At 55.7% G+C, this 23134-nt stretch carries 22 protein-coding genes; 12 read left to right on the top strand and 10 right to left on the bottom strand.

The genetic code is table 11. The features are described from left to right. Positions 1 to 13: 13 nt before the first annotated feature. Genes DS901_RS01800 through DS901_RS01785 form a run of 4 tightly spaced genes read left to right on the top strand, consistent with a single transcriptional unit; the run spans position 14 to position 4740 of the window. Entirely contained in the window at positions 14 to 1258 is a 1245-nt protein-coding gene (locus tag DS901_RS01800; RefSeq protein ID WP_113775208.1) for a carbohydrate ABC transporter permease, read from the top strand. Continuing rightward, positions 1255 to 2463, top strand: a complete 1209-nt coding sequence (locus tag DS901_RS01795; protein WP_113775207.1) for a carbohydrate ABC transporter permease — start codon at positions 1255 to 1257, stop codon at positions 2461 to 2463. The genes DS901_RS01800 and DS901_RS01795 overlap by 4 nt, the downstream gene beginning before the upstream one ends. After that, on the top strand, positions 2464 to 3723 hold the full coding sequence (locus DS901_RS01790; RefSeq protein WP_181820716.1) for an MGH1-like glycoside hydrolase domain-containing protein: 1260 nt from the start codon (positions 2464 to 2466) through the stop codon (positions 3721 to 3723). Then, on the top strand, positions 3724 to 4740 hold the full coding sequence (locus DS901_RS01785; RefSeq protein ID WP_113775206.1) for an ABC transporter ATP-binding protein: 1017 nt from the start codon (positions 3724 to 3726) through the stop codon (positions 4738 to 4740). It begins immediately after the preceding gene. Between the two features lie 4 nt (positions 4741 to 4744). Here the strand turns inward: DS901_RS01785 and DS901_RS01780 are convergent, their stop codons facing one another. Together DS901_RS01780 and DS901_RS01775 are read right to left on the bottom strand one after the other, a co-directional pair. Beyond that, on the bottom strand, positions 4745 to 5458 hold the full coding sequence (locus tag DS901_RS01780; RefSeq protein ID WP_113775205.1) for a hypothetical protein: 714 nt from the start codon (positions 5456 to 5458) through the stop codon (positions 4745 to 4747). A gap of 1 nt (position 5459) precedes the next feature. After that, positions 5460 to 6323, bottom strand: coding sequence for a hypothetical protein (locus tag DS901_RS01775; protein ID WP_147249826.1), 864 nt, complete (start codon positions 6321 to 6323; stop codon positions 5460 to 5462). 132 nt (positions 6324 to 6455) lie between these two features. Here DS901_RS01775 and DS901_RS01770 point away from each other — a divergent pair, with 132 nt between their 5' ends. From DS901_RS01770 to nagA, 6 genes are all read left to right on the top strand, one after another. Further along, complete coding sequence (locus DS901_RS01770; RefSeq protein ID WP_113775203.1) at positions 6456 to 7472, top strand: glycosyltransferase family 2 protein; 1017 nt, start codon at positions 6456 to 6458, stop codon at positions 7470 to 7472. A 70-nt stretch (positions 7473 to 7542) separates the two neighbouring features. Continuing rightward, on the top strand, positions 7543 to 8577 hold the full coding sequence (locus DS901_RS01765; RefSeq protein ID WP_113775202.1) for a glycosyltransferase family 2 protein: 1035 nt from the start codon (positions 7543 to 7545) through the stop codon (positions 8575 to 8577). A gap of 3 nt (positions 8578 to 8580) precedes the next feature. Next, on the top strand, positions 8581 to 9537 hold the full coding sequence (locus DS901_RS01760) for a hypothetical protein (RefSeq protein ID WP_113775201.1): 957 nt from the start codon (positions 8581 to 8583) through the stop codon (positions 9535 to 9537). Positions 9538 to 9622: 85 nt separating this feature from the next. Next, positions 9623 to 10276: a BadF/BadG/BcrA/BcrD ATPase family protein gene (locus DS901_RS01755; RefSeq protein WP_113775200.1), complete on the top strand. Its 654-nt coding sequence runs from the start codon at positions 9623 to 9625 to the stop codon at positions 10274 to 10276. Next, on the top strand, positions 10209 to 10511 hold the full coding sequence (locus tag DS901_RS01750) for a hypothetical protein (RefSeq protein ID WP_147249825.1): 303 nt from the start codon (positions 10209 to 10211) through the stop codon (positions 10509 to 10511). The genes DS901_RS01755 and DS901_RS01750 overlap by 68 nt, the downstream gene beginning before the upstream one ends. Continuing rightward, on the top strand, positions 10508 to 11656 hold the full coding sequence (nagA, locus tag DS901_RS01745) for an N-acetylglucosamine-6-phosphate deacetylase (protein WP_113775198.1): 1149 nt from the start codon (positions 10508 to 10510) through the stop codon (positions 11654 to 11656). Before DS901_RS01750 ends, nagA begins: the two co-directional genes overlap by 4 nt. Positions 11657 to 11662: 6 nt before the next feature. Here nagA and DS901_RS01740 read toward each other — a convergent pair whose 3' ends face one another. Then, positions 11663 to 13033 (bottom strand): hypothetical protein, encoded by a 1371-nt coding sequence (locus tag DS901_RS01740; protein ID WP_113775197.1) that lies wholly within the window; start codon positions 13031 to 13033, stop codon positions 11663 to 11665. 38 nt (positions 13034 to 13071) lie between these two features. Between DS901_RS01740 and DS901_RS01735 the strand changes: the two genes are divergently transcribed. Further along, positions 13072 to 13623 (top strand): cupin domain-containing protein, encoded by a 552-nt coding sequence (locus DS901_RS01735; protein WP_181820714.1) that lies wholly within the window; start codon positions 13072 to 13074, stop codon positions 13621 to 13623. Here the strand turns inward: DS901_RS01735 and DS901_RS01730 are convergent. The 6 genes from DS901_RS01730 to DS901_RS01705 form a co-directional block, all read right to left on the bottom strand. Further along, positions 13620 to 14114, bottom strand: a complete 495-nt coding sequence (locus tag DS901_RS01730) for a GlcG/HbpS family heme-binding protein (RefSeq protein WP_113775195.1) — start codon at positions 14112 to 14114, stop codon at positions 13620 to 13622. The two genes, DS901_RS01735 and DS901_RS01730, sit on opposite strands and share 4 nt — an antisense overlap. A 9-nt stretch (positions 14115 to 14123) precedes the next feature. Next, positions 14124 to 15479, bottom strand: coding sequence for a TRAP transporter large permease (locus tag DS901_RS01725; protein WP_113775194.1), 1356 nt, complete (start codon positions 15477 to 15479; stop codon positions 14124 to 14126). Continuing rightward, positions 15476 to 16111, bottom strand: coding sequence for a TRAP transporter small permease subunit (locus DS901_RS01720; protein ID WP_113775193.1), 636 nt, complete (start codon positions 16109 to 16111; stop codon positions 15476 to 15478). Before DS901_RS01720 ends, DS901_RS01725 begins: the two co-directional genes overlap by 4 nt. A 63-nt stretch (positions 16112 to 16174) precedes the next feature. Next, complete coding sequence (locus DS901_RS01715; protein WP_113775192.1) at positions 16175 to 17203, bottom strand: C4-dicarboxylate ABC transporter substrate-binding protein; 1029 nt, start codon at positions 17201 to 17203, stop codon at positions 16175 to 16177. 249 nt (positions 17204 to 17452) lie between these two features. Next, positions 17453 to 19498 (bottom strand): NADH:flavin oxidoreductase, encoded by a 2046-nt coding sequence (locus DS901_RS01710; protein WP_113775191.1) that lies wholly within the window; start codon positions 19496 to 19498, stop codon positions 17453 to 17455. 26 nt (positions 19499 to 19524) lie between these two features. Next, positions 19525 to 21105 (bottom strand): trimethylamine methyltransferase family protein, encoded by a 1581-nt coding sequence (locus tag DS901_RS01705; RefSeq protein WP_113775190.1) that lies wholly within the window; start codon positions 21103 to 21105, stop codon positions 19525 to 19527. A gap of 184 nt (positions 21106 to 21289) precedes the next feature. Here DS901_RS01705 and DS901_RS01700 point away from each other — a divergent pair, with 184 nt between their 5' ends. Next, positions 21290 to 22138 (top strand): LysR family transcriptional regulator, encoded by an 849-nt coding sequence (locus tag DS901_RS01700; protein WP_113775189.1) that lies wholly within the window; start codon positions 21290 to 21292, stop codon positions 22136 to 22138. A 9-nt stretch (positions 22139 to 22147) separates the two neighbouring features. Here the strand turns inward: DS901_RS01700 and DS901_RS01695 are convergent, their stop codons facing one another. Continuing rightward, positions 22148 to 23122 carry an NAD(P)-dependent alcohol dehydrogenase gene (locus DS901_RS01695; protein WP_113775188.1) on the bottom strand — a complete coding sequence of 325 codons (975 nt, stop codon included), beginning with the start codon at positions 23120 to 23122 and terminating at the stop codon, positions 22148 to 22150. Positions 23123 to 23134: the final 12 nt, after the last annotated feature.

The raw sequence follows: 23134 nt of genomic DNA, 5'->3' as shown, positions 1-23134 counted from the left end.
CGGAGCACGCCCCATGTCAGACGTTTCACCCCCCAAAGGCACCGGCCCGCTCGCGCGGCTTGAGGCGCGTTTGGCATGGGGCCTGCTTGCCCCGACGATCAGTGCCGTGGCATTGGTGGTTATCCTGCCGCTTTTGGCGATCTTTTGGATCAGCGTGAAACCTGTGTCCCTGTCCGATTTGCGCGCGCCCGAAGTTGTCATTCGCGAAGACATTCGCGGCGATGACGAGGCCGCGGGCGACGCGGCATCCATCCGCTACCGCTTGCGCAATTCATCCCAAGACCAGCCCATTCGTGGGGTGACGATAACAGATACTATTCCTGCGGGTTTGGTCGTTTCCGAGGTCGATCCGCGCTGCACCTTAAATGGCCGCGATTTGTTTTGCGATATGGGCGATTGGGACGGCGGATTTCGCGAAAACCTGATGATCCCCGTCACCGTCGAACAGGCCTATCTGGACAACGCACTCCGCCCGCAAGACAGCGCGGCAAAAACGACGGGCCGCGCGTCAAGCATGCTGACAAACGGGACCTTTACGCTTGATAATTTCAAACGCGTCTTTGACGGTGATGAATTCTGGTCCGTGCTTTGGGTAACGCTGTTCTACACTGTTTTTGGCACCATTGGCGCGTTACTGTTCGGGCTGTTTGCGGCGCTGCTGCTGAATAAATCCTTCAAAGGCCAAGGTATCCTGCGCGGGCTTTATCTGTTTCCTTATGTGTCGCCTGTAATTGCGGTCGCCTTTGCTTGGATCTTGCTGTTCGATCCGTTTTCAGGCTCTGCCAATGCGTTGCTGATCCAGATGGGGGTCACCCAAGAGGCGATCAACTTCTTTGGGCAGCGCCCGCTTGCGCTGATCATGGTCACGCTGTTTGAAATCTGGCGCTATTTCCCGCTGTCGTTCCTGTTCATCCTTGCGCGGATGCAGTCGATTGACACCGACATGTATGAGGCCGCTGACATGGATGGGGCATCGCCGTTCCAACAGTTTTGGTACCTGAGCATGCCGCAGTTGCTGGGCATCTTATCCGTTCTATTCCTGCTGCGCTTCATTTGGACCTTCAACAAATTTGACGATATTTTCTTGCTGACTGGCGGAAATGCGGGCACGCGAACTTTGACCGTGAATGTCTACGAACAAGCCTTTGCAGTGTCCAATATTGGGGCAGGGGCGGCCGTTGCCGTCGTGATCTTTGGCTGCCTTCTGGCGTTCTCATTTTTCTTTTTCCGGTTCATCTCGCAGGAGGAAGGGCTATGAAATACCTGCGGTTTGGATATGTCACTGCGCCGCTATTGGGGGCCTTATGGACCTTTGTGATTGCTCTGACTGTGGCGATCACCATGAGTTTCGCAACCGGGTCTGCGTTTCGCCCATCGGGGCTTGGCGCGTTGATCTGGGGCGCAGGGCTTGGGTTGGCTTGCCTGCCGGGTCCGCAGTGGAAGCCAATTGTCGCGGCAATCCTCGCTGCCTCCGTAGCATTGTTTGGTTTTGGCCCTATCGTGATCGGACAAGGCGTATCGGCACTATCATCGGTGCTGGGCGCGGGGGCTACCGCTGGATTTGCTGCACTGGGGCTGTGGATCATACTTGATGACGTGAATTTTGGCGCGATCAACCGGCATGTTTCTGAGGCTGCGTTGATCAAATTCCTCACCGGGTTCGGCTACATCTTTTTTACAGCGATCGTGCTGATCCCATTCTATGTGATGGTTTTGACAAGCCTGAAGAACCAAGCCGAGCTGATCCAAAATCCGCTCGATTTCTCGATCGATCTGTCCAAAGGATGGGACCTGTTCCGGTCTTACGATGAGTTGTTCCGCCAGTTTGATTTTGGCATCTACCTGTTCAACTCATTTATCATTTCTGTTCTGACGGTGTTCATCACGCTGCTGTTTGCCGTGCCGGGTGCCTATGCAGTGGCGCGATTGCGTTTTAGGGGGCGGGCGGCGTTCTCACGCTCGATCCTGCTGATCTACATGGTGCCGATGATTGTTTTGGCGCTGCCAATCTACATTGCCTTTTCGATGCTGGGGCTGCGCAATTCTTTGGGTGGGATTGTCATGATCTACCCGGTCACGACGATCCCTGTGGCGCTCTATATGTTGCAGGGCTACTTCCGCGGGCTACCCGCAGAGATCGAAGAAGCCGGGCTGATGGACGGGCTGAGCCGCTTGAAGGTCATCTGGAAGATCACGCTGCCGCTGTCGTTGCCTGCGATGGCCTCTGTTTCGCTTTATGTTTTCATGATCGCGTGGAATGAATTCCTGCTCGCGTTCATGCTGTTGGATGATCCATCAAAATTTACGCTGACCCGTGGGATCGCCAGCCTCAATTCTTCCGAAATTCCGCGCCAACACCTGATGGCTGGATCTGTGATCGCGACTGTGCCGATCATGGCGCTGTTCTTGGGTTTGGAACGCTTCATGACAAAAGGACTGACCGCCGGGTCGGTCAAAGGATAGATGATGAATTACGATAAACTTGATAAACGCGCGCGCAAAATTTTACAGGTCAACGACCGGGGGCTTTATACGGTGCCGACCAAAGGGCTGTACCCCTATCAGTGGAACTGGGACAGCGCGTTTTGCGCATGGGGTATTGCAACATATGACGTGCGCCGTGCTTGGGCCGAGATAGAGACGCTTTTTACAGGCCAATGGGACAACGGCATGGTGCCGCATATTGTGTTCCACAAGCAGGCAATCGGGTATTTCCCGGGGCCTGATGTGTGGGACGTGCCGCGCGTGCCGCACACATCTGGCATCACGCAACCGCCCATTGCGGCGACAATGGCGCGCAGCGTGTATGAGCAAGACAAACACTACGGCCGTGTCCATATGGAGCTGCTTTATGGGCGGTTAGTGTCATGGCACCGCTGGTTCGTGAAATACCGTCTGCATGACGGGATGGTTGCAATCACCCACCCGTGGGAATCCGGCCGCGACAATGCGGTCGATTGGGACGGCGCGATGGCCAACGTGGATGGATCAAATGTTGGCGAATATACCCGCCGCGATACCGCCCATATCGACCCAGAAATGCGCCCCAAGAAAGAAGATTATGATCGCTACCTGACCATGCTCTATTTTTCGCGTGATTGCGGTTGGGACGAGATCGAGATCGCCAAGAACGCACCGTTCCGCGTCGCCGATGTTGGGATGACCTTCCTATTCTTGCGCGCGTGTCGCGACCTGCTGCACCTCGCGCTGGAATTGGACCATGAAACCGACGAAATTCAGGGCTGGATCACCACGCTGAAAGGCGGTGTCGAGCGTCATTGGAATGCCGAATGCGGTCACTACGACAGTATCGACCTGCGCACAGGAAAATTTGCGAATTCGCTGAGCACAGGGTCGTTCCTCTGCTGGTATGCAGGAGTGGATCACCCGCAGATGCTTGCGCATTACGAGCGGATTATGGACACGGTGCCATTTGGCGTGCCGTCCAATGACCCGGCCGCAGCGACATTCAACCCCAAACGCTATTGGCGCGGTCCGACATGGTCGAATGTCAATGCGCTGATCGCCATTGGGCTTGCTGAAATGCACCACATTACCAAGGCAGAGCAGCTGCGCAAAGCAACGCAAAACCTAATCGCGGAACATGGGTTCTTTGAATATTTTGATCCTTACATCGGCACGCCCGAAGGTGGTGACAACTTTAGTTGGACGGCGGCAATCTGGCTGACATGGGCGTCACCGCACGCAAAGGGGAGGTTCTAAATGGGGTCTATCGCGCTCAATTCCGTTGAAAAATGGTTCGGCAAGGTTCAGGTCATCAAGGGTATTGATCTTGATATTGCAGAAGGGGAATTCATCATCTTTGTTGGTCCGTCGGGTTGCGGGAAATCGACCCTTTTGCGGATGATTGCAGGGCTTGAAGAAACCAGTCGCGGTCAAATCGTCATTGATGATCGCGATGCAACGGCAGAACCGCCTGCCAAACGCGGGCTGGCAATGGTGTTCCAGTCTTACGCGCTTTATCCGCATATGTCGGTGCGCGACAATGTTGGCTTTCCGCTGAAATCTGCGGGCATGCCTGCCGACGAAGTTGCCGCCAAAGTGGACGAGGCCGCACGGGTTCTCAAACTCGATGCCTATTTGGATCGGCGCCCCAAAGATCTATCTGGCGGCCAGAGGCAACGTGTCGCAATTGGTCGGTCTATCGTGCGCGATCCGACAGCGTTTTTGTTTGATGAACCCCTATCAAACCTTGATGCGTCCTTGCGCGTCGAAATGCGCTATGAAATCGCCAAGCTGCATCAGACTCTAAAGTCCACGATGATCTATGTAACCCATGATCAGGTCGAAGCGATGACGTTGGCTGACCGTATCGTGGTGCTGGATGGCGGCTATATCGCCCAAGTGGGCACCCCGCGCGAACTGTATGAAAAACCCGCAAACTTGTTTGTTGCGCAGTTCATCGGGTCGCCCAAAATGAACGTGATGCCCGCGTCTGCGGTATCAGGGATAGCTGCGCCAGATGGTGTAACCCATGTTGGGCTGCGCCCTGAACACGCTTTGCTTGCTGCGCCAGGCGCGGGGCAGCTCGAAGGTACAGTTGATGTGCTTGAATATCTTGGCGCAGACACGTTTGTTGTGCTCGATTGCGGTGCTGCTGGTCAGGTCACCGTGCGGGTCTTGGGCGATTCAGAGCTGACGCCGGGGGATAAAGTATCGGTGCAGTTTAACCCAGACCGGACGCATTACTTTGACGGTGGCGGCACGGCAGTGCGCTGAGCGATCATTTTGGACGGTGCAACCGCAACCCGTCCTTAAGCGCCATGCGAAACGCGCGTGGGCGTCCCGCAATGGCGAAATGCGTTGCGGGTTTGATCAGGCCCGATGACTTGAGACGCCGCCCAACGCCATGCCCGGCTGCGCCCACCAGATAGTGATGGATGTTTTCCCCTTTGGGGAACCGCGACCAATGCCGGCGTTCGACATCGCCACCGCCGTGTAGGATGAAATACTGACAATCCGGGGTGATGGTTGTCTCTAATGGCGGGCGTGTGAATTCGGCGATCTTATCGCGGTATTCGCGCCAACGTGTTTCTTCGGGCACGATTGTAGGGTCCGCAGAGTATTGCGCCGACAACGACAAGCAGCGGGTTGCACCAATTGCGCCCGCAAAAATCACGGCCCCATTGCCGCCCATTGAATTTCCAAATGTGACCGTGTCGGTGATGCCATGTTTTGATTTATACCGCGTAACCGCGTCTACGATCTCGTCATAAATGCCGGGATCGTTGTACCAACTGCGCAATGTGTCCGCGACAAACAACACATGGTTACGTCCGTCTTGTGATCCATATCCGACGAATTCTTCGTCTTGGGTTCGCGTATCTGGTTTGCCGACCCCCGTGAAGGACACCACCAGCCGGGGTTCGCGCCCGGTGATATAGGTCGCCTTGACCCGGTCTGATGTGCAAAATGGCTGGGGTGCAACCTGCGCCACCTTATGCGACCACTGACCGGTCACTTTGCGGGATGATCGGGGCCGCGTGCGGATCGATCCCGTGATGTTTGAGCCGTTCATCAAGGAAACTGTTTTCAGGGGGAACCCCGCCAAAACGCTTGGCGCAGAAATTCTTGATTGGGGCCCAGATGTGCAGACAGCGGGTTTCATCCGTAAAATGCCTCCGCGTGAGCATCGGACGTTTTGTAAAGATTCGACGATCCGCAAAGTGGACTGGATAGTAGACATCCGTCGTACGCGCGTGTTCGATTTCGCCGCTCTGTATCAGATATGCCGTCACGCCCAGTGGTCCCCAAATCCCCCATGGCATCTCGGAGACATGCATTGGGTCGCCTGCTGCGGCGCGTGCTTTGATCGGGTCAAGATGACGGCGGGGCAGCCATTCTGGGATAGGGTATTCGTCGGCGGTAAAGTCAAGCAACGCCTGTAACGCAGGGCTATCTTGCGGCATCCGCAAAATGGCGCCGTTGACCTGCCCCTTTTGACGCTCTTCGTTATAGAACTCATAGCCAAAGATATGGCTTTCGCCGCCGGGGAAGGGGCGCACCGAATAGACATCGGTGTCGATATAGATGATTTCAGGTTCTTTCGCGATCAGATGGAACCGGAACAAATCTGAAAAAAGCGCGACTGATCCAGTCCGGTCATGGGTGATAAACCGGTCGGTGGCCAAAATATCGTTGCCGTCACGGATTTCGACGCCTTCAGGCACGCCCTTCACCTTGCCATATGTGTACAAGATCATCGGGTGCCCCTGATCGACAAAGGATTTCAGGCAAAGTTGTTCCAGCCATGTCAAAGACCCACCAATCCAAAGGGCACCAATTGGGGGAAGCACGGCCATCGTCAATACCTTCAAATCTGGGTTCTTGTCGCGGTAATTTCTATCTGATGGCGGGCTGCCCCGCAACATCCATCCTTGGCATGAAAGGGGCTTGGCGTTACGCAGGATCACAGATGCAAAAAGGATGTCGCAATGGCTGATCGCCAATCATGCACGCTTGTCGGAACGGTCAAGGACGAAGGCCCCTATCTGCTTGAATGGATTTACTACTACAAGCTGATTGGTTTTGATCGGATCGCGATTGCATCGAATGACTGCAGTGATGGCACCCGGCAGATGTTGGATTATCTCGACACGGTTGACGAAATTACCCATCTGGAAAACAGTGGCCAGCCAAAAGGCACTAGCGAAGACCCGCAAAACCGCGCCTACGAGAGGTTTTGGGCAGATCCGGCGATCACGGCGTCAGATTGGATACTGGTGGCGGACGCGGATGAATTTTTGAACATCCACGTGGGGGACGGGACCATTGACGCCCTTTTTGCAGCACTTGCTGGAATATCACCCCAGCGCGCTGATATGATCTCTGCCACATGGCGGGTGTTTGGCAATGGCGGTATTGTTGGGTTCAAAGACGTGCCCGTCATCGCGCAATTTGACCAAGCGGCCCCGGCAGGCACCCATAACATCCAACGCTACACCGCGTTCAAAACCATGTTTCGCCCGCGTTTTGTGCGCAAACCGGCCATTCATCGCCCGCGCCTGAAGCCGCGATTTCAGGATGGTAGCCATCCGGTCAATTGGGTCAACGGTTCTGGTCAACCGATGCCAGAGCGCTATTTGAAGCAAGGATGGCGGTCATTTGAGGCCAGCTTGGGCCGTGATCTGGTTAGCATGAACCACTATATGATCAAATCATCCGAAGCATTTTTGATGAAACGCTACCGCGGCACCGCAAATAGCGCGGACCAAGAGCGGATTGATTTTTCCTATTTTGAAACCTTTAATGCCAATGATGTGCGTGAGGCGAGCATCCAGCGCCATGTGCCCGCCTTGCAAGCACGTATTGACGATATCAAAGCCGCGCATCCGCATCTGGCGCGTTTACACGCCCAAAGCCTTGAATGGCACCGCGAAAAACTTGATACTGCCCGTCAGGCCGTAATAGCAGAAATGCCGGATATCGCGGCAAAACTTGGGTTGGTCTAAAGGCCAGCCTCGACAGTGGTAAACGTGTAGGTGTAAGTTGGAAAAAGAGCGCTTTCTCATTGTGACGACAATGAAAAACGAAGCCCCGTTTGTGCTTGAATGGATTGCGTTTAACCGTGCGATTGGGTTCGACGACTTCTTGATTTACACGAATGACTGCGCCGACGGCACCGATGCGATCGCGCAACGCCTGCAAGAATTGGGGCTTGCTGGGCACGTCGATAATAATGACCGCAAAATCGGCCGGAAGGGGCGTGAACTTTCGCCGCAGCGTGCCGCATTGCGACTGGCACCAAAGACCGATCATTACAAAGCCGCCGATTGGGTGATTTGCGCCGATGCTGACGAATTTTTGAACCTGCGTTGCGGTATGGGGTTGCCTGACTTGATCGACAAAAGCGGCCCGGCGGATGCGATCTCGCTCAGTTGGAAACTGTTCGGTAATGGGATGCGCCGCCACTACGAGGACCTGCCGCTGACCGAACAGTTCTTTCATTGCGCGCCTGAAGGTATCTTTACGAATTATCGCGGGGCCGGGATCAAAACGCTGTATCGCAACAATGGCACGTTTCACCGGATGGGCGTGCACAGACCGTTCATGAAGGTGGATGCCAATGCCGCAGCGGATGCCCCATCGCCTTATGATGATATCACGTGGCGCGATGCAGGCGGCAATGCGGTAGATGCGAAAACAGTGTCTTGGCGGACCTGGAAAGGCTTTTCTCATGACTTCGCGCGGCTGCATCACTATGCGATCCGCAGCGCGGATAGCTTTTTGGTCAAGCGTGACCGTGGTCGGACAAACCATGTGAATATGGATCAAGGCCAGGAATACTTTGACGCGATGAACACAAATTATACGCGCGATTATTCGATGCTAAAACATGTGCCTGGCATGTTGCAAGAACTGGTAAAACTGCGTTCCGACAAAGTGCTGCGGGGCCTACACGCAGATGCCGTCGCATGGCACCGGGCCAAAATCATTGACATCAAAGCGCGCGAAGATTGGGCCGATTTCATCACAATGACCTATCAACACACAGGGCAGCCAAGACGGGCGATCAGGCGCAAATTTGCGGCGCAAGCCCCGCAAGAAAGCCAATAATACATGCGTATACTTTGGATACATATTGGCACGCCCAAAACAGGGTCGACGGCTATTCAGCGTTTCACGCGCGACAATAAAGATTACCTCAATCCCCTTGGCTTTGATTTTCTTACGCGGCACCGCAGCGGGTCTTACAATGATCTGAGCGTCGCGTTGCGCAGCGGCAACCACGACCGCGCCGTCGAGATTGGAGCAGTTGTGCGCAATTTGATCAGCAAAAGCCCGTCGCAAAATTTTGTACTGACCTCTGAAATGTTTTCGGGCGCAAACCCGGCGGCCCTACGCGACGTTCTTGCGTTGCCAGAGCCAATGGACGTCAAGATTGTTGGGTATTTCCGGCGGCAAGATAAATACCTCGCGAACGCCTACAAACAAAAACTGAAAACGGCAAAGACGCGGCTCGGATTCGAGAATTTCATCGCTAAGTTTGGCACTGGCGGCGGGGAATATCGTCGGATTGTTACTGCCTGGCAGACCGCGTGGCCTGAAGCTGAATTTTTGTTTCGCAGGTTTGATCCCACAACATTTCCGCAAGGCGATGTCGTCCGTGATTTCTTGCAGGTGCTTGGGATTGATACGCAAGCTGACGGATTCCCGACGCCGCAGTCCGCTGCGAATGCGACGCCTTCAATAGACGTCTTAGACCTGATGCAACTGGTGAAAAATGTCCCCGAAGTGCACATCCGGCGTGTTTTCCGGTCGTTGCCGCAGCAAGAGCTCCCTCGGTTTTCAGGGGGCGTCATGGACAACGCGACAGCTAAGGCGCTGCTTGCGAAATTTGCAGAGGATAACGAAGCGCTTCGGGCGCAGTTTTTTCCAGATGAGGCTACATTGTTTGATGTGAGCGATCTAGACGGGCCCGAGCCCGACATCGCAATGTCGTCGTTTACCGACGAACAGCGCGCCATCGTGCAGGTGCTTTTGCAGGCGGTCGCGAAGCGGGCCGTTAATCCATAATCGGTGCAGTTCTTTCTTGTGATTTCCTGCGGCGCCGATCCCTGCATTCTATCATTCGTCAAAGAGGTATTATAACGATACCCATATGGACGAATTGCAAAGCAATGTGATTATCGGCGTCGATGGCGGGGGCACGGGTTGCCGGGTTGCGATTGGTACGGTCGAAGCGGGTGTGCTGGCGCAGGCCGAGGGCGGTCGCGCCAATGTTACCACTGATATCGATTGTGCTATCACCAACGTTATTGCTGCGATTGATGCCGCCGCAAAAAACGCGGGCATCGCGCCTAGCGCGTTTGCATCAGGCACTGCGCATTTGGGGTTGGCCGGAGCGATCACTGCAACCCAAAGATCGCGTATCGCGGGGGCGCTGCCATTTGCGCAAGTCACCGTTACAGATGACCGCGCCACGACATTGGCAGGCGCATTTGCAGGGCAAGAGGGGTACTTGCTAGCCGTTGGGACCTGCACGATTGTCGCTACAAACAAGGGAGGGGCTGTGCGATCCGTCGGCGGATGGGGGCTGCAAATTTCGGACCAAGGCTCGGGGGCTTGGTTGGGGCGTGCGGCGCTCGAACATGTATTGCTGTGCTATGATGGGCTGGCGGAGTGGTCAGAACTGTCCGTCACGCTTTTTGCGCAATATGGGAATGATCCCAGCGCGGTTGTAGGCTTTGCAACCACCGCCACGCCAGGCGATTACGGCACCTTGGCCCCTTGCGGTCATTGCGGGCGCGATTGATGGCGATACATGGGCGCAATCTATCTTGCAACGCGGCGCGGATGACATGGCGCGCGGCCTTACGCAATTGGGGTTTCAGCCCGGGGATCCGCTTTGTTTGCTTGGCGGGCTAGGGCCGCATTACGCAGGATATCTGCCCCCTGCATATCTCGCCGGAAAAATGGATGCGAAAGGCAGCGCATTGGACGGTGCCTTTGCGCTGGCACGGGCGGAGCACCAATGCGGGTCGATATGAGCGGAGTAGCAAAGGCCTATTTGGGCGCGCAGATCTTTGATGGGCAAACCCTGCATGATGACCATGCTTTGGTTGTGGGCGGCGATGGTAACCTGTCTGTCGTGCCGCGTCAGGCTTTGCCTGAGGGGTGCCCGATCACGCATTTGGCGGGTGGCGTGATTGCCCCGCGCTTTGTTGATCTACAGGTCAACGGCGGCGGCGGTGTCATGTTCAACGATGATCAATCCGTCGCAGCATTGCGCGTGATTGCGCAAGCGCATGCAACGACAGGGACCGGGGCGATACTTCCGACGCTGATCACCGATACGCCCGCGCGGACCGCCGCCGCCATTGACGCGGTTGAAGTGGCTATTGCGCAAAAGGTCGCGGGGATTGTCGGTATTCACCTTGAGGGGCCGCATCTTAGTTTGGCACGCAAGGGCGCGCATGATCCAAGCTTGATCCGCCGGATGAATGAGACAGATTTACGTGTGTTGCTGAACGCCGCTGATCGATTGGCCAATGTGATGGTCACCCTTGCCCCCGAAAACGTGACACCTAGCCAAATTAGTCAGTTATCTGACGCCGGAATCACGGTTTCATTGGGGCACACGGACGCGGATGTTGATACCTGTCACGCTGCATTTGATGCGGGTGCGCGCTGTGTGACGCATCTGTTTAACGCCATGAGCCAATTGGGTAGCCGCGCGCCCGGGCTGGTCGGCGCGGCCTTAGCGCGGGACGATGTCTATGCCGGGCTGATTGCGGATGCGATCCATGTTCACCCAACGACGATGCGGATTGCCTTGGCGGCAAAGCCGCAGTCAGAGCGCGTGTTTTTGGTAACCGATGCCATGGCTACTGCCGGATCAGATATCCAAAACTTCAGCCTTAACGGGCGCGATGTGTTTCGCCATGACGGCCGGCTGACATTGGATGACGGAACACTTGCGGGCGCCGACCTTGCCATGCCGCGCGCGATTGATGTGATGGTTGAACAGGTAGGCGATGATATTTGCAAAGCGTTTGCGCGGGCGACATCTACCGCGGCCCAGTTGTTGCGCGAACCCGGCACCGCGGGCAGGATTTTGGGGCATAAGGGAACCGCGCTTTATCGCAAGCGCGACGCGACAACGGGTCAGTTCGCGGTGCAGGTGATTGGCTAGCTTCCCCTATGCGGCTTCGAGCAGCGCAAAAATGCCGACAAGCACAACATAGCAGATCGCGCCGTAGCGCAGATTCCAGCGCCATGTCAGTGTTGTGGGCGGGATCTTGGAGGCCGCCGCGATCAGCAATGTGGCCGTTGCATTGGGGGATGCAAACATTGAAATCGCCCACCCGGCGCTGAGCGCGAAAACAATATGCGTTGGATCGGCGGGCAATGTCGGAAAAGTTTGCACCACCTGCCCTATGAACACGACAAGGATGATCGGGCTCAGCGCGATTTGCCCACCGAGCGTGATCAAGATCGGCAAAACCGCCAAAAATAGCCAGCCGGGTATCGCCGCGAGGTCGATGTGTTGGCTCATCTCGGCAAGTGGTAGCACCTCTGCCACGGCACGCCCGATGAAACCAGAAAGCCCGAGAGCAATGGCGGACCGCGTCAAACCCGCCGCATCCGCCTTGAGCGCCTCCCAAAACGACGTCAACTGCCGGGTTAGCGGCAGGTCTTTGGGTTTTTGCCATGTGAACCACACCATTGTCACTAACGGGGCCACAAACATCAGCGAAAGCGCGGTACTGAACCCCATTGTGATCTGAAGCACGGCCGTTGCACCAATCAGCGTAGCACAGACACAGCCCAACCGCACAAGCGCGGTGCTTGGCCACTTGGGCGGCGCATCTTCTGTTCTGGGGGGCGTGTAATTGCGCCATTCAAACCGATCATAGGCCAAGCCGATTCCCATCATCAACAGGGATGTTGCAATGCCAACGCAGATGATTTTGATATGATCGATATCTGTGAACAACGTCAAAAGCACGGCCTGTCCTAGCGTAGTGGGTGCCCAGAGCAAAATCCACGCAAACCCCCGCAAAAGGGCTGACATCTGACGGCGTTCAAGGTCGTGGTCGATGCTGCCGTCGCTATGTCTCGTGGTTGATTGGATCAATGGCGCCATCAGGCTCACAGCTGCGAAATTGAGAAACACTCCCAAAATATGCCCGCCCGTGGCTGTCGCGACAAATCTGCGCCCTGTGGCTTGCTGGGTCAGATACCGCCCGACAGCCAATACCGATTGCGAGTTTTCGGCTGCGAGTTTGAGCGCGGTGAGCAGGGCGATAAAGGCGGCGAAATAGGCGGCGAGGTCTATCGCGATGAACAAGGCTGCGTGGTGCTCCGGGTCTTGCCACAAGATTGCAGCGAGGATCAGCGAAGCCAGAAACAACAGGACTTCGCGCAAAGAGCTTGTTCGCATCCCAAGCAAACAAAGGGCGACAAATAATACGCGTGCGGCGGTATGCGCAAAATCCCCGCCAAATGTGTTGGCGGCCAAAACGGCCGCAGAATCGGCGATCAGCACAATGGCAAGCAGCGCGCGCATCAGCTAGGTTGTCCAGAACAGGGGGATTTAGAATGTTTATGAGCCTGATACGCGGCGCGGATGCGCAGGTCGATCTTGCGGCCGCTATCTCTTGGACGCCGCGCGACGATACCGCCGGGCTGGACCCCGCGGGTATAGCCACAGTTGTCGATCAATTGCCGCGTACGGGCCTGACGTTTGTTTTGTCCGAAGCGGCACCCGCCGGGGACGGGGTTCTGAGCAGCCATGAATGTGATATTCCCGACAGCGCTAAACTGTTGCGCGTGGATGAGGTTTGTTTTCCAGTCGGGGCCGTTGCGCATCGGCACACGCATAGCGGCGCTGGCCTGCGGCATCTTGTGCGCGGGGCGCTGCGGATCGCGGCGGAGGGTCATACCCAAATCGTCAGCGAGGGCGACAGCTGGTTTGAACCGATCACATCCCCGGTGCGCGCTGTTGCCTTGCAGGGCATCGGCGTCACAAGTTTTGTCCGGGCTATGGTGATCCCCGCGTCTTTTGCAGGCAAATCCACCTTTGCCTTGGTGGATCCGGCTGATGCCGCATTGCCGCGCTTGCAGGTAACCCACCGTCATATTGATCTACCGCTTTAGGTCGACGCCGGATAATGATCCGACAGGGATGACGTGCGCCAATCTGGATTGGGGTCGCTGGGTTCCGACATGTAACCTGTGGCTTTGATCGCCTCAATCGCGCAGTATTCATCCTTGTCGGATGTATCGCCGCTGATGCCGACCGCGCCGATGGTCACGCCTGCGTCTTCGATCAAAACGCCACCTGGTACCGGAATAAGCCGCCCGTCAGATGCGGTGGCGAGGGCAGATTGAAACGTTGGTCGTTCGCTCAGCCGGTCCCGAATAAGACGGCTTGAAATCCCCATGCCAAGTGCGCCGTAGGCTTTGCCAAAGGCCACATCGAACCGGATCACACCTGATCCGTCCTCGCATTGCATCGCGACCATCTTGCCGCCTGCGTCAAGCACGACAACGGTGAGTGGCAACAGGTTGGCCGCGCGCCCGAGGCGCAGCGCCTCGGTAATGATTGTGTTGGCTTTTGTAAGCGGCAGGCTGGTGTGTAAGCGCATTTTCTGTCCTTAGTTAGCTGCTGCCCCCAACCCTGACCACCATGCGGCAAAGTCAAAGTTCGGAAGCCAAGTGACAATTTCTGGAAACATCAAGAGCGCCGCAATGGTGATAACATCGGCTATAAAGAACAATGCAACGCCGCGGAACACTTCGCCAAGTGGAATGTCAGGACGGACGCCGTTGACGACAAAGCAGTTCAATCCAATGGGAGGCGTGATCAGGCAAATCTCGGCCATTTTGACGGCGATAATACCAAACCAAATTGGATCAAACCCAAGCGCGATTACAGCTGGGTATACCACTGGCAATGTGAGTAGAAGCATTCCGATTGCATCCATGAACATGCCCAAAACCGCGTAGGCCAACAAGATGCAGATCATGATCGTCATCGGACTATAGGGCAGGTTCACAACCCATTCTGTGAATGCGCCGGGAATACCCGAAAACCCAAGGAACCGCACAAAGATCAAAACGCCCCAAATCAACGAGAAGATCATCACGGTCAGTTTGGCCGATTCCATCAAAGACGCTTTGATCGAGCTGAGTGGCGTGCCCCGAACCAATGCCAAAACAAAGACCACAAACGCACCAAGCGCGCCAGCTTCGGTTGGGGTTGCCCAGCCACTGTAGATCGAGGTCATGATGATCACGACAACAATGATAATCGGTGAAATGCCGGGCAGGGTGCGCATCCGGTCGCCCCATGTGAAACCGGTCACGGATGGCGCGGCTTCGGGTTTGAGCATCGCCCAAACGATAATGATGCCCGCATAAACGATGGCCGAAAAAATGCCGGGCAGGAAGCCCGCTAGCAACAGTTTGCCGACGGATTGCTCAACAATAATCGCATAGATCACAAGGATCGCAGAAGGTGGGATCAACGTAGCGAGCGTGCCAGCCGAAGCTACAACACCCGCCGCCATGCGTCTGTTATACCCGTATTTGAGCATCTCAGGGATCGCGACCCGGCTAAACACCGCTGCGGTCGCGGTGGACGCACCTGATACGGCGGCAAACCCCGCGGTGGCAAATACTGTCGCAATCGCCAAACCACCGGGCAACCAGCCCAGCCATTTGCGCGCTGCGTCAAACAGTTGTTGGGTCATGCCTGCGTGAAATGCCAAGAACCCGATAAAGATGAACATTGGCAAAACAGACAACGCGTATGTCGATGATTTTGCATGTGGTATGGTGCCGACAATTCCAGCCGCAGGGCCCCAACCGCGCAATTCAACAAGGCCAAGCAACCCAACAACAGCGGCGGCAAAGACCACGCGCACGCCCATCAAGATAAGCCCGAGCAAAAGGCACAAGGTGATAACGCCGACCAAGAACGGGTCGGACATGCCGATACCAATAATCATGATTTATCCTCAGGATTAGAGAAGTCGACATCATCGCCCATAACTTCGTGAATTTCGTCTTGGGCCTGCTCGGCCGCATCTTTGGTGATGACAACGGCAATTGGTGTCGCATGCGGGTAGATGGCAAGCCGCACCGCACCGATGAATTGCAGCGCAAGCCGCACCCACCAGATAGAGAATGCAATTGGAACCAAAAGTTTGGATGGCCATGTCACATACTCGGCGTCGATAGTCGTGTCGCCCAATGTGTAAGCGCGCATGAAATGCCCGTAGCTATAATAAATCAACACGCCGATGATAAATAGCGCGACAGCCGCGCCAAATGCTTCGACAAGCCAAAGCGCACGACCACGCACGGCTCCGACGAGCAACTCCATACGCACATGGCTCCCGATCCGTTGGGTATACGCGGCGCCAAGGAATGCCATGCTGGCCATCGAAAGTTCGACCAGATCGATATAGCCGCCGATAGGGGTATTAAAGACGGTGCGCAGAACAATTTGCAGCACGCCTAAGATCATCAGCGCCATAATTGCAAAAGCTGCTAATAAATTGGCTAAATCCTCGATGGGGATGAACCCGCGGTCGAGCCGGGCAAGCAGACTGCGGTCTGCCGATGTTTCGTCTGGCATGTGTTGTCTCTATTTGATCATGGGTGACGGTCGGCCGCGATCATGGGGCCGACCGAGGAAAACCTATTGGTTTTGTGCTTCTTCAGCGTAGGTCCAAACGGCGTCAAACAGGCCTTGGGCATCGAATTTTTCGCTATTGTCTGCGATCCACGCGTCCCAGACGGGCTGCCCTGCAACTTCGCGGAATTCAGCGATTTGGGCGTCGGAATAGACGATTTCCTGCATCGTATCTTGGAAGATAGGCAGGTTGATTTCGTCTTGGGCCGCGTAGGCCGCTTGTTCGACCTCCATGCCCATGCCGCGCAGATCCATCAACAGGGTCTGATACTGTTCGGGGAGCGCGTCATAGGCTGTCTTGTTAAAGACCCATCCGCATTCTGATGTGCCGGGGGCAAGGTTGGAGGTGTACCAATCGGCTTCTTCTGCGATGCCAAAGCTGACGTGCGCATATGTGTAGGGGAACGCGGCAGCATCAAGCGCGCCACGTTGGAATGCGGTTGATGTTTCACCTGCAGGCAGGGTCTGCTTGGTCGCGCCAAGCGCTTCCATCGCGCTGCCAAGCCCGCCGCCCGCGCGTACCCGCAAGCCTTCCCAGCCGCTCAGCTCGGTTGGTGCATCACCTTTGCCAAGGATCTCGTACTGTGGCAGCAGCCCGGACATATACGGCATCGCATTCCATGCTTCCATGTCTGCGACGATGGCAGGATGTTCAAACAATTTGGCGCGTACATATTGGTCTACAGCCGGGTCACCAAGTGGCAAGAACGGTAGCGAAAACACCATCCAAGCCGGGTTTTTGCCGGGGTGGTAGAAATTGCAGATTGCGGCGCCTTCAAATGCGTTCAGCTGGAGCCCATCAAGGTTCTCGCGAGCGCCAGACAATTGCCCGCCGTAGAATATTTCGATGTTAAAGTTGCCGCCCGTTTGCGTGGCCACTTCCTCTGCGATGGCCTCCATCCCTGCGGATAGCGCACGTGGGTTGCCCCACATTGAAAAGCTCCAATTGACTTCGGGGCCTTCAACCGTTTGCGCTGATACGGCTGTTGAACCCAGCAAAAGACCCGTCAGGGCTACGCGTAAAGTATGTTTCATGTCATCCTCCCAGATGGTTACGGCGGTTTGTCTCGCGGTATGCGATCACGCGGCGCGGTTGCTTTTATGCGCCGGGTCGTAAGTTGGGAGGGTGCGTGTCATCTGGCCGATCATATGATCGGTAACCATATTATTGTGCTTCACTGCGGCTCCCCCCGTCTCTGGATAGTGAAGCTGGCATAATATCGATATTATTGCAATATATTAGTTTAAATCGTTAGAAGGGGCGTCATGCGCTCAAAACCCCAACTAGATGTCCTTGACCAAGCGCAAAGCGTCATAAATGGCTGCATGTGTGTTGCGCGCTGACACCGCGTCGCCGATGCGGAACAATTGGAACGCCCCATCTGGATTGCGATTTTGTACCTGCGGGCGGCCCGCGATGAGGTCTTCGTAATCCACTTCACCAAGGTTCGATGAGGCCGGGCGCAGGTCGAAGTAGAGATCATCCATCGGCAATGTGCCGTAGTTGATCACCACTTGATCATAGGTCTTCTCAGCGGTGAAATCGCTGTAATCCGTGCCTATCGTTGCCTTCAACAGATTGCCCACTGGGGCGATATCTAGCAGCCTGCGGGTGACAGTGAACGTGACATCCTTATCTTGCAATGCCCGCATGTATGGAACCAAATTCATGGCCATAATATCCGGTGCAAAGACACGATCAGGGGTCATCACCTCAACAGTGGCACCAGCATTGGCAGCGACTTCGGCGGCTTGCAGCCCCGGATGATCACCGCTTTCGTCGTAGATCAGCACGTTTTGTCCGGGCTTCACATCGCCTGCGATGATATCCCAGCTGGTCACGGCGCGCCCTTGTTCAACGCCGCTTTCAAACAGTTCGGTGTTGGGCAACCCGCCGGTGGCGATGATCACCACATCGGGGTTTAATGTGGTGACATCATCTGCCTCGGCCCATGTGTTAAAATGAAATGTCACGTCGCGCGCAGCGCATTGCGCCATACGCCAATCAATGATGCCGATCATGTCACGTCGTCGGGCCGATTGTGTGGCCAGCCGGATTTGACCGCCGGGTTCTGGCTGTGCTTCGAATACTGTCACACGGTGCCCGCGTTCTGCGGCGACCCGTGCCGCTTCAAGCCCGGCTGGGCCTGCGCCAACGATCACGACGTTTTTCGCCTTTGGGGCAGGGGGGACGACATGCGGCATCGTCAATTCACGTCCCGTTGCCGCGTTATGAATGCACAGCGCATCACCCGCTTGATAAATGCGATCCAGACAATACGTTGCTCCAACACAAGGGCGGATGTCGTCTTCGCGATTTTCGATGATCTTTTGTACAACGTGCGGATCAGCCATATGTGCGCGGGTCATGCCGACCATATCCAAAAGCCCCGCAGATATAGCGTGGCGCGCAGTCGCGACGTCAGGAATACGCGCGGCATGGAAAGTTGGCATACCTGTGGCCGCTTTGACGCGGCCCGCAAAATCAAGATGCGGTGCGCTGGGCATGCCTTGGACCGGGATCACATCGGTCATTGCAGGGTCCGTATGGATACGGCCACGGATCAGATTAAGAAAATCAAGCTGCCCGGTCTCGGCCAGCGTTTTAGATATTTCGATCCCTTCGTCTTCGGTGATGCCACCCTTTTGGGCCTCATCGGAGGTGTACCGAAACCCAACGATGAAATCTTCGCCGACGCGTTTGCGAATTGCGCCGAGGACATCAAGCGGGAATTGCAGACGAGTTTGTAAACTATCGGCGCCGTAGGGGCCGCTCAGATCATTGGTCAGGGGCGACCAGAACTGATCCAGCAAATGCCCGTAGACCTGCAATTCAATCCCATCCATGCCGCCTGCTTTCATGCGTTCGGCGGCATCTGCGAAATCGTTGATAATGCGTTCTATATCCCAATCTTCGACCAATTTAGGAAAGGCCCGATGGGCGGGTTCGCGGTGTTTGGATGAGCTGACAGAGGGCAGCCAATCGCCTTTGTTCCAATTCGTCCGTCGCCCAAGATGGGTGAGCTGGATCATGACCGCCGTACCATGTTCGTGGCAGGCGTCCGTCAGCCGCTGGATCCATGGTACCACATCATCGCGGTACGCCAAGATATTGTTGAAAACAGGCGGGCTATCCTTGGACACTGCCGCTGATCCTGCGGTCATCGTCAATGCAACACCTGCCTTGGCCCGTTCGGCATGATAGGCGGCATAGCGATCCTTTGGCATCCCATCTTCGGGATAGGCGGGTTCATGGCTGGTCGTCATGATCCGGTTCTTGAGCGTGAGATGTTTGAGCTGATAGGGCTGCAACAGCGGATCGTTCGACATGGGTTTTCCTTTCGTGCGCCCTCGCGCTAGTGCCACATATCTGGCATTGCTTCTTTTTTGCGCGCAATAAATGCTTTCAACGCCGCGTCCTTATCCGTATCAAGCGGAGGTGGCTCATATTGTGCCAGTTGCGCTTTCCAGCGTTGGTTTGCCCGTGTGGCCATGTCAACCCGCCCGTTTTCATCCCAAGTTTCCCAAGGTGTATTATCATCCAGCGCGCTATCCCAATATGCGGTTTCATAGTGGCGTAATGTATGTTGGCAGCCGAACATATGTTGGCCCGGCCCGCCTTCGGCCAACGCGTCAAAGGCAAGCGTGTCTTCGTTCACATCAACCCCACGCAAGTAAGCATGAAGCGCTGCGCAAACGTCAATGTCCATCATCATTTTTTCGTAGGACATGGATAAAAGCCCATCAAGGTATCCGGCCATATGCATGATGAAATTTGCGCCGGACTGGACGGCTGACAGGGCGGACATCATGCTTTGTTGCATGGCTTGCCCGTCAGGCAGTTTAGAGGTGGTGAAATTCCCCGCGCAGCGCAAAGGCAATTTATAGCGGCGCGCAAATTGTCCCATAATCAGGCTGGCCGCGGCTGGCTCAGGCGTGCCAAACGTCGGTGATCCCGACCGCATGGCAAGCGAATTCATAAAACTTGCGATCACCGCGGGCGCACCGGGTCGTTCAAGCTGTGTAATCGCAGCGCTGACCAATGTTTCAGCCAAATTTTGGGCAACCTGTCCGGCCATGGTCAATGGCGCGACTGCGCCACCCAGCAAAAACGGCAAGTGGATCGACCCTTGCCCGGCGCGCGCATAGGCGCGAATCCCTTTGCTTGTGATCCCATCAATGACCAGTGGCGATGTGGTGTTGAAATTACCCATAATCACGCAGTGCTGATCAACATACTCTGCGCCAAATAAGATGCGGCACATCTCGATGGAATCTTCGGCGCGTTCGGGGGCAGTGACTGACCCCAAGAACGGTCGATCCGAATAGCGCATATGCGCATAGATCATATCAAAATGCCGTTTGTTGACTGGAATATCCGTGGGTTCGCAGATGGTGCCGCCTGAATGGTGCAGCCACGGTGTTGACTGCGCAAGCTTCACGAGGTTTTCAAAATCGTCCAGAGTGGCGTAGCGTCGGGTGCCATCCATTTCCAAGATGAACGGGCTGCCGTAAGAGGGCAAAAATACCGAAGCATCCGTGCCAATTTCAATCGATTTTTCCGGATTGCGTGCATGTTGCGTGAACCGTTCAGGGGCGGTGCGCAAGATGTCACGCGCGAGCCCAGGTTCAAACCGCAGCCGCCATGCAGGATCGCCAGCAGAGCCGGTGACATTCTCAACAGCGACGCCGCGCGCGCGAAACAGATCGACCACCTCTGGATCATCACGAAACTCGATCCCGATCTCGGACATGATCCGGTCGGCGGTTGCTTCGATTTGATCAAGCTGATCTTCGTCTAGAATTTCATAGGGTTTGATTTTGCGCGTAATGAAAGGCGCCGCAAGATGTGGGTTTTGCCCCGGCGCTGATGACCGTGCCCGATCACCGCCACGCCGTGATCGGCGTGCCTTGAGCGGCTTTACCTCAATATTCATCTGCAAGTCCTTTCGGGAGGGGCTACAGGCAGGCTCTGCCCAAATACTATCGGGGACAATTGCAAAAAAATTTTGTCTGGCTTAGAATAATTAAGCCAAATTGTGATATGTCGCATGTATATAAGTGTAGATTCTGGTTATCTGGATAGATAAATTGTCGCAACGCCCCTATAATCTACCCTCAATGACTGCGCTGGTGAGCTTTGAGGCCGCTGCGCGCCATGTCAGTTTCAAGAACGCAGCCGCAGAGCTGAACGTGACCGCCGCGGCAATCAGCCATCAGGTCAAATCACTTGAGGCGGACTTGCAGCGCCCCCTATTTGACCGCCACCACCGCGGTGTTGAGCTGACTGAAACTGGGGCTTATCTGATGGTTGCGATCCAGCGTGGGTTTGAAGGAATTGATGATGCAATCGGCCAGCTGCGCGCCCGTGCGCCCAAGGCCGCAGTCACGATCCGGGCAACGACGGCGGTCAGTTCGCTTTGGCTGACACCGCGGCTAGCGCAATTTTGGCGCGCGCACGGCAATATTTCGGTAGCACAGATTGTCAGCGACACGGATCAAACCCAATCCGATTGCGATCTGAGCATCCACTATGGCGATATCACACAAGAAACGGGCATATGCCGGGCGCTTTTTCACGATCAGATCATGGCATTCGGTAGCCCCGGCTTTGCCACTAAGCACAAGATCGAGAGCGTCACAGATATGGCGAAAATCCCGTTGATCCATCTGGATGCGCCAGACACGCGCTGGACCAACTGGCAGGAATGGTGCGGCGCGCTGGGCTATCATGGGCCGCTGCAAAATACACACCAAGTGAATAATTACGTCATCGCATTGCAGGCCGCCCAAGACGATATGGGGGCCGTTTTGGGGTGGGATGGGCTGTCGGACGCATTAGTTACAACCGGAAAATTGGTAAAGCTGTTGCCCAGCGGGGTCGCATCACCCAAAGGTTTTTATGTTAAACTGCACCCGCGTGCCTCTGGCAAGGCGCGCCTTGTCTACGATTGGTTGGCAGGGGCTTGATCGCCCGCGCTAAGTCACAGAAACCACCACATTCCCGCACTTACGCCCGGTATCGACATGCGCATGGGCTGCCTTCATTTCATCGAACGGATAGTTGCGATCGATTACCGGTTGGAAGATGCCCCGCGCCGCAAGCTGGGTCACCGCTTCAATGATTTCACGACGTTCAGAGGCGACGCCGCCAATCAACCGCTTGCCCGCGAGCCGCGCCTTAAGCGACCCAAGCAGCATATCCGATGTTTTGCCGGCGATCAGAACCATCTGCCCGCCGGGGCGTAACGCGTGGCGCGCTTGCGCCCAAGGAAGTGTGCCAACTGCATCGACAACAGCATCATACAACACGCCGTCAGTGATGACGTCTTGGGTCTGGTAATCGATCACTTGATCTGCACCCAAGCCTGTGACCATCTGCGCGTTTTTGGCGCTACAAACAGCCGTCACATGCGCGCCTAAATGTTTTGCGATTTGGATACAGGCGGACCCGACAGACCCTGATGCGCCGTTGATCAACACCTTTGCGCCCGGCTGCAACTTTGCCTTGTTGACCAGAAAATCATAAGCCGTCGTGCCGCCAAATGGGATGGCTGCGGCTTGTTCGAAGCTGATGTTATCTGGCTTTCGTACGAGCTTGCCGTCCGATGGCATCGTGATAAATTCCGCGTGTGCGCCAAAGCTGGCTCCGGGAAATCCGATCACTTTGTCACCCGGCAGGAAATTGGTGACTTTTGGCCCGACGGCGGCAACTTCACCCGAAAATTCAGTCCCGAGGATCGGTTTGCGTGGCCCTGTTATCCCAAATACAAGCCGCCCCATAAACCCAAGCCCCTTTGGCATTGTGAGGCTACGGGCGCGCCAGTCGCCTGCGCTGACGGTCGTCGCGTGTATTTTGACCAGCACTTCGTTCGGTTGTGGCGTTGGTGTGGGCAGGGTGACTTGTTCCAACACGTCGGGGGAGCCATAGCGTGAATATGAATAGGCAAGCATCGGTGGTCTCCT

Source organism: Loktanella sp. D2R18, assembly GCF_003318235.1.
GTDB lineage: Bacteria > Pseudomonadota > Alphaproteobacteria > Rhodobacterales > Rhodobacteraceae > Yoonia.
Note: the sequence above shows the minus strand (reverse complement) of the source record. Positions and strands in the feature narration are given on the sequence as shown.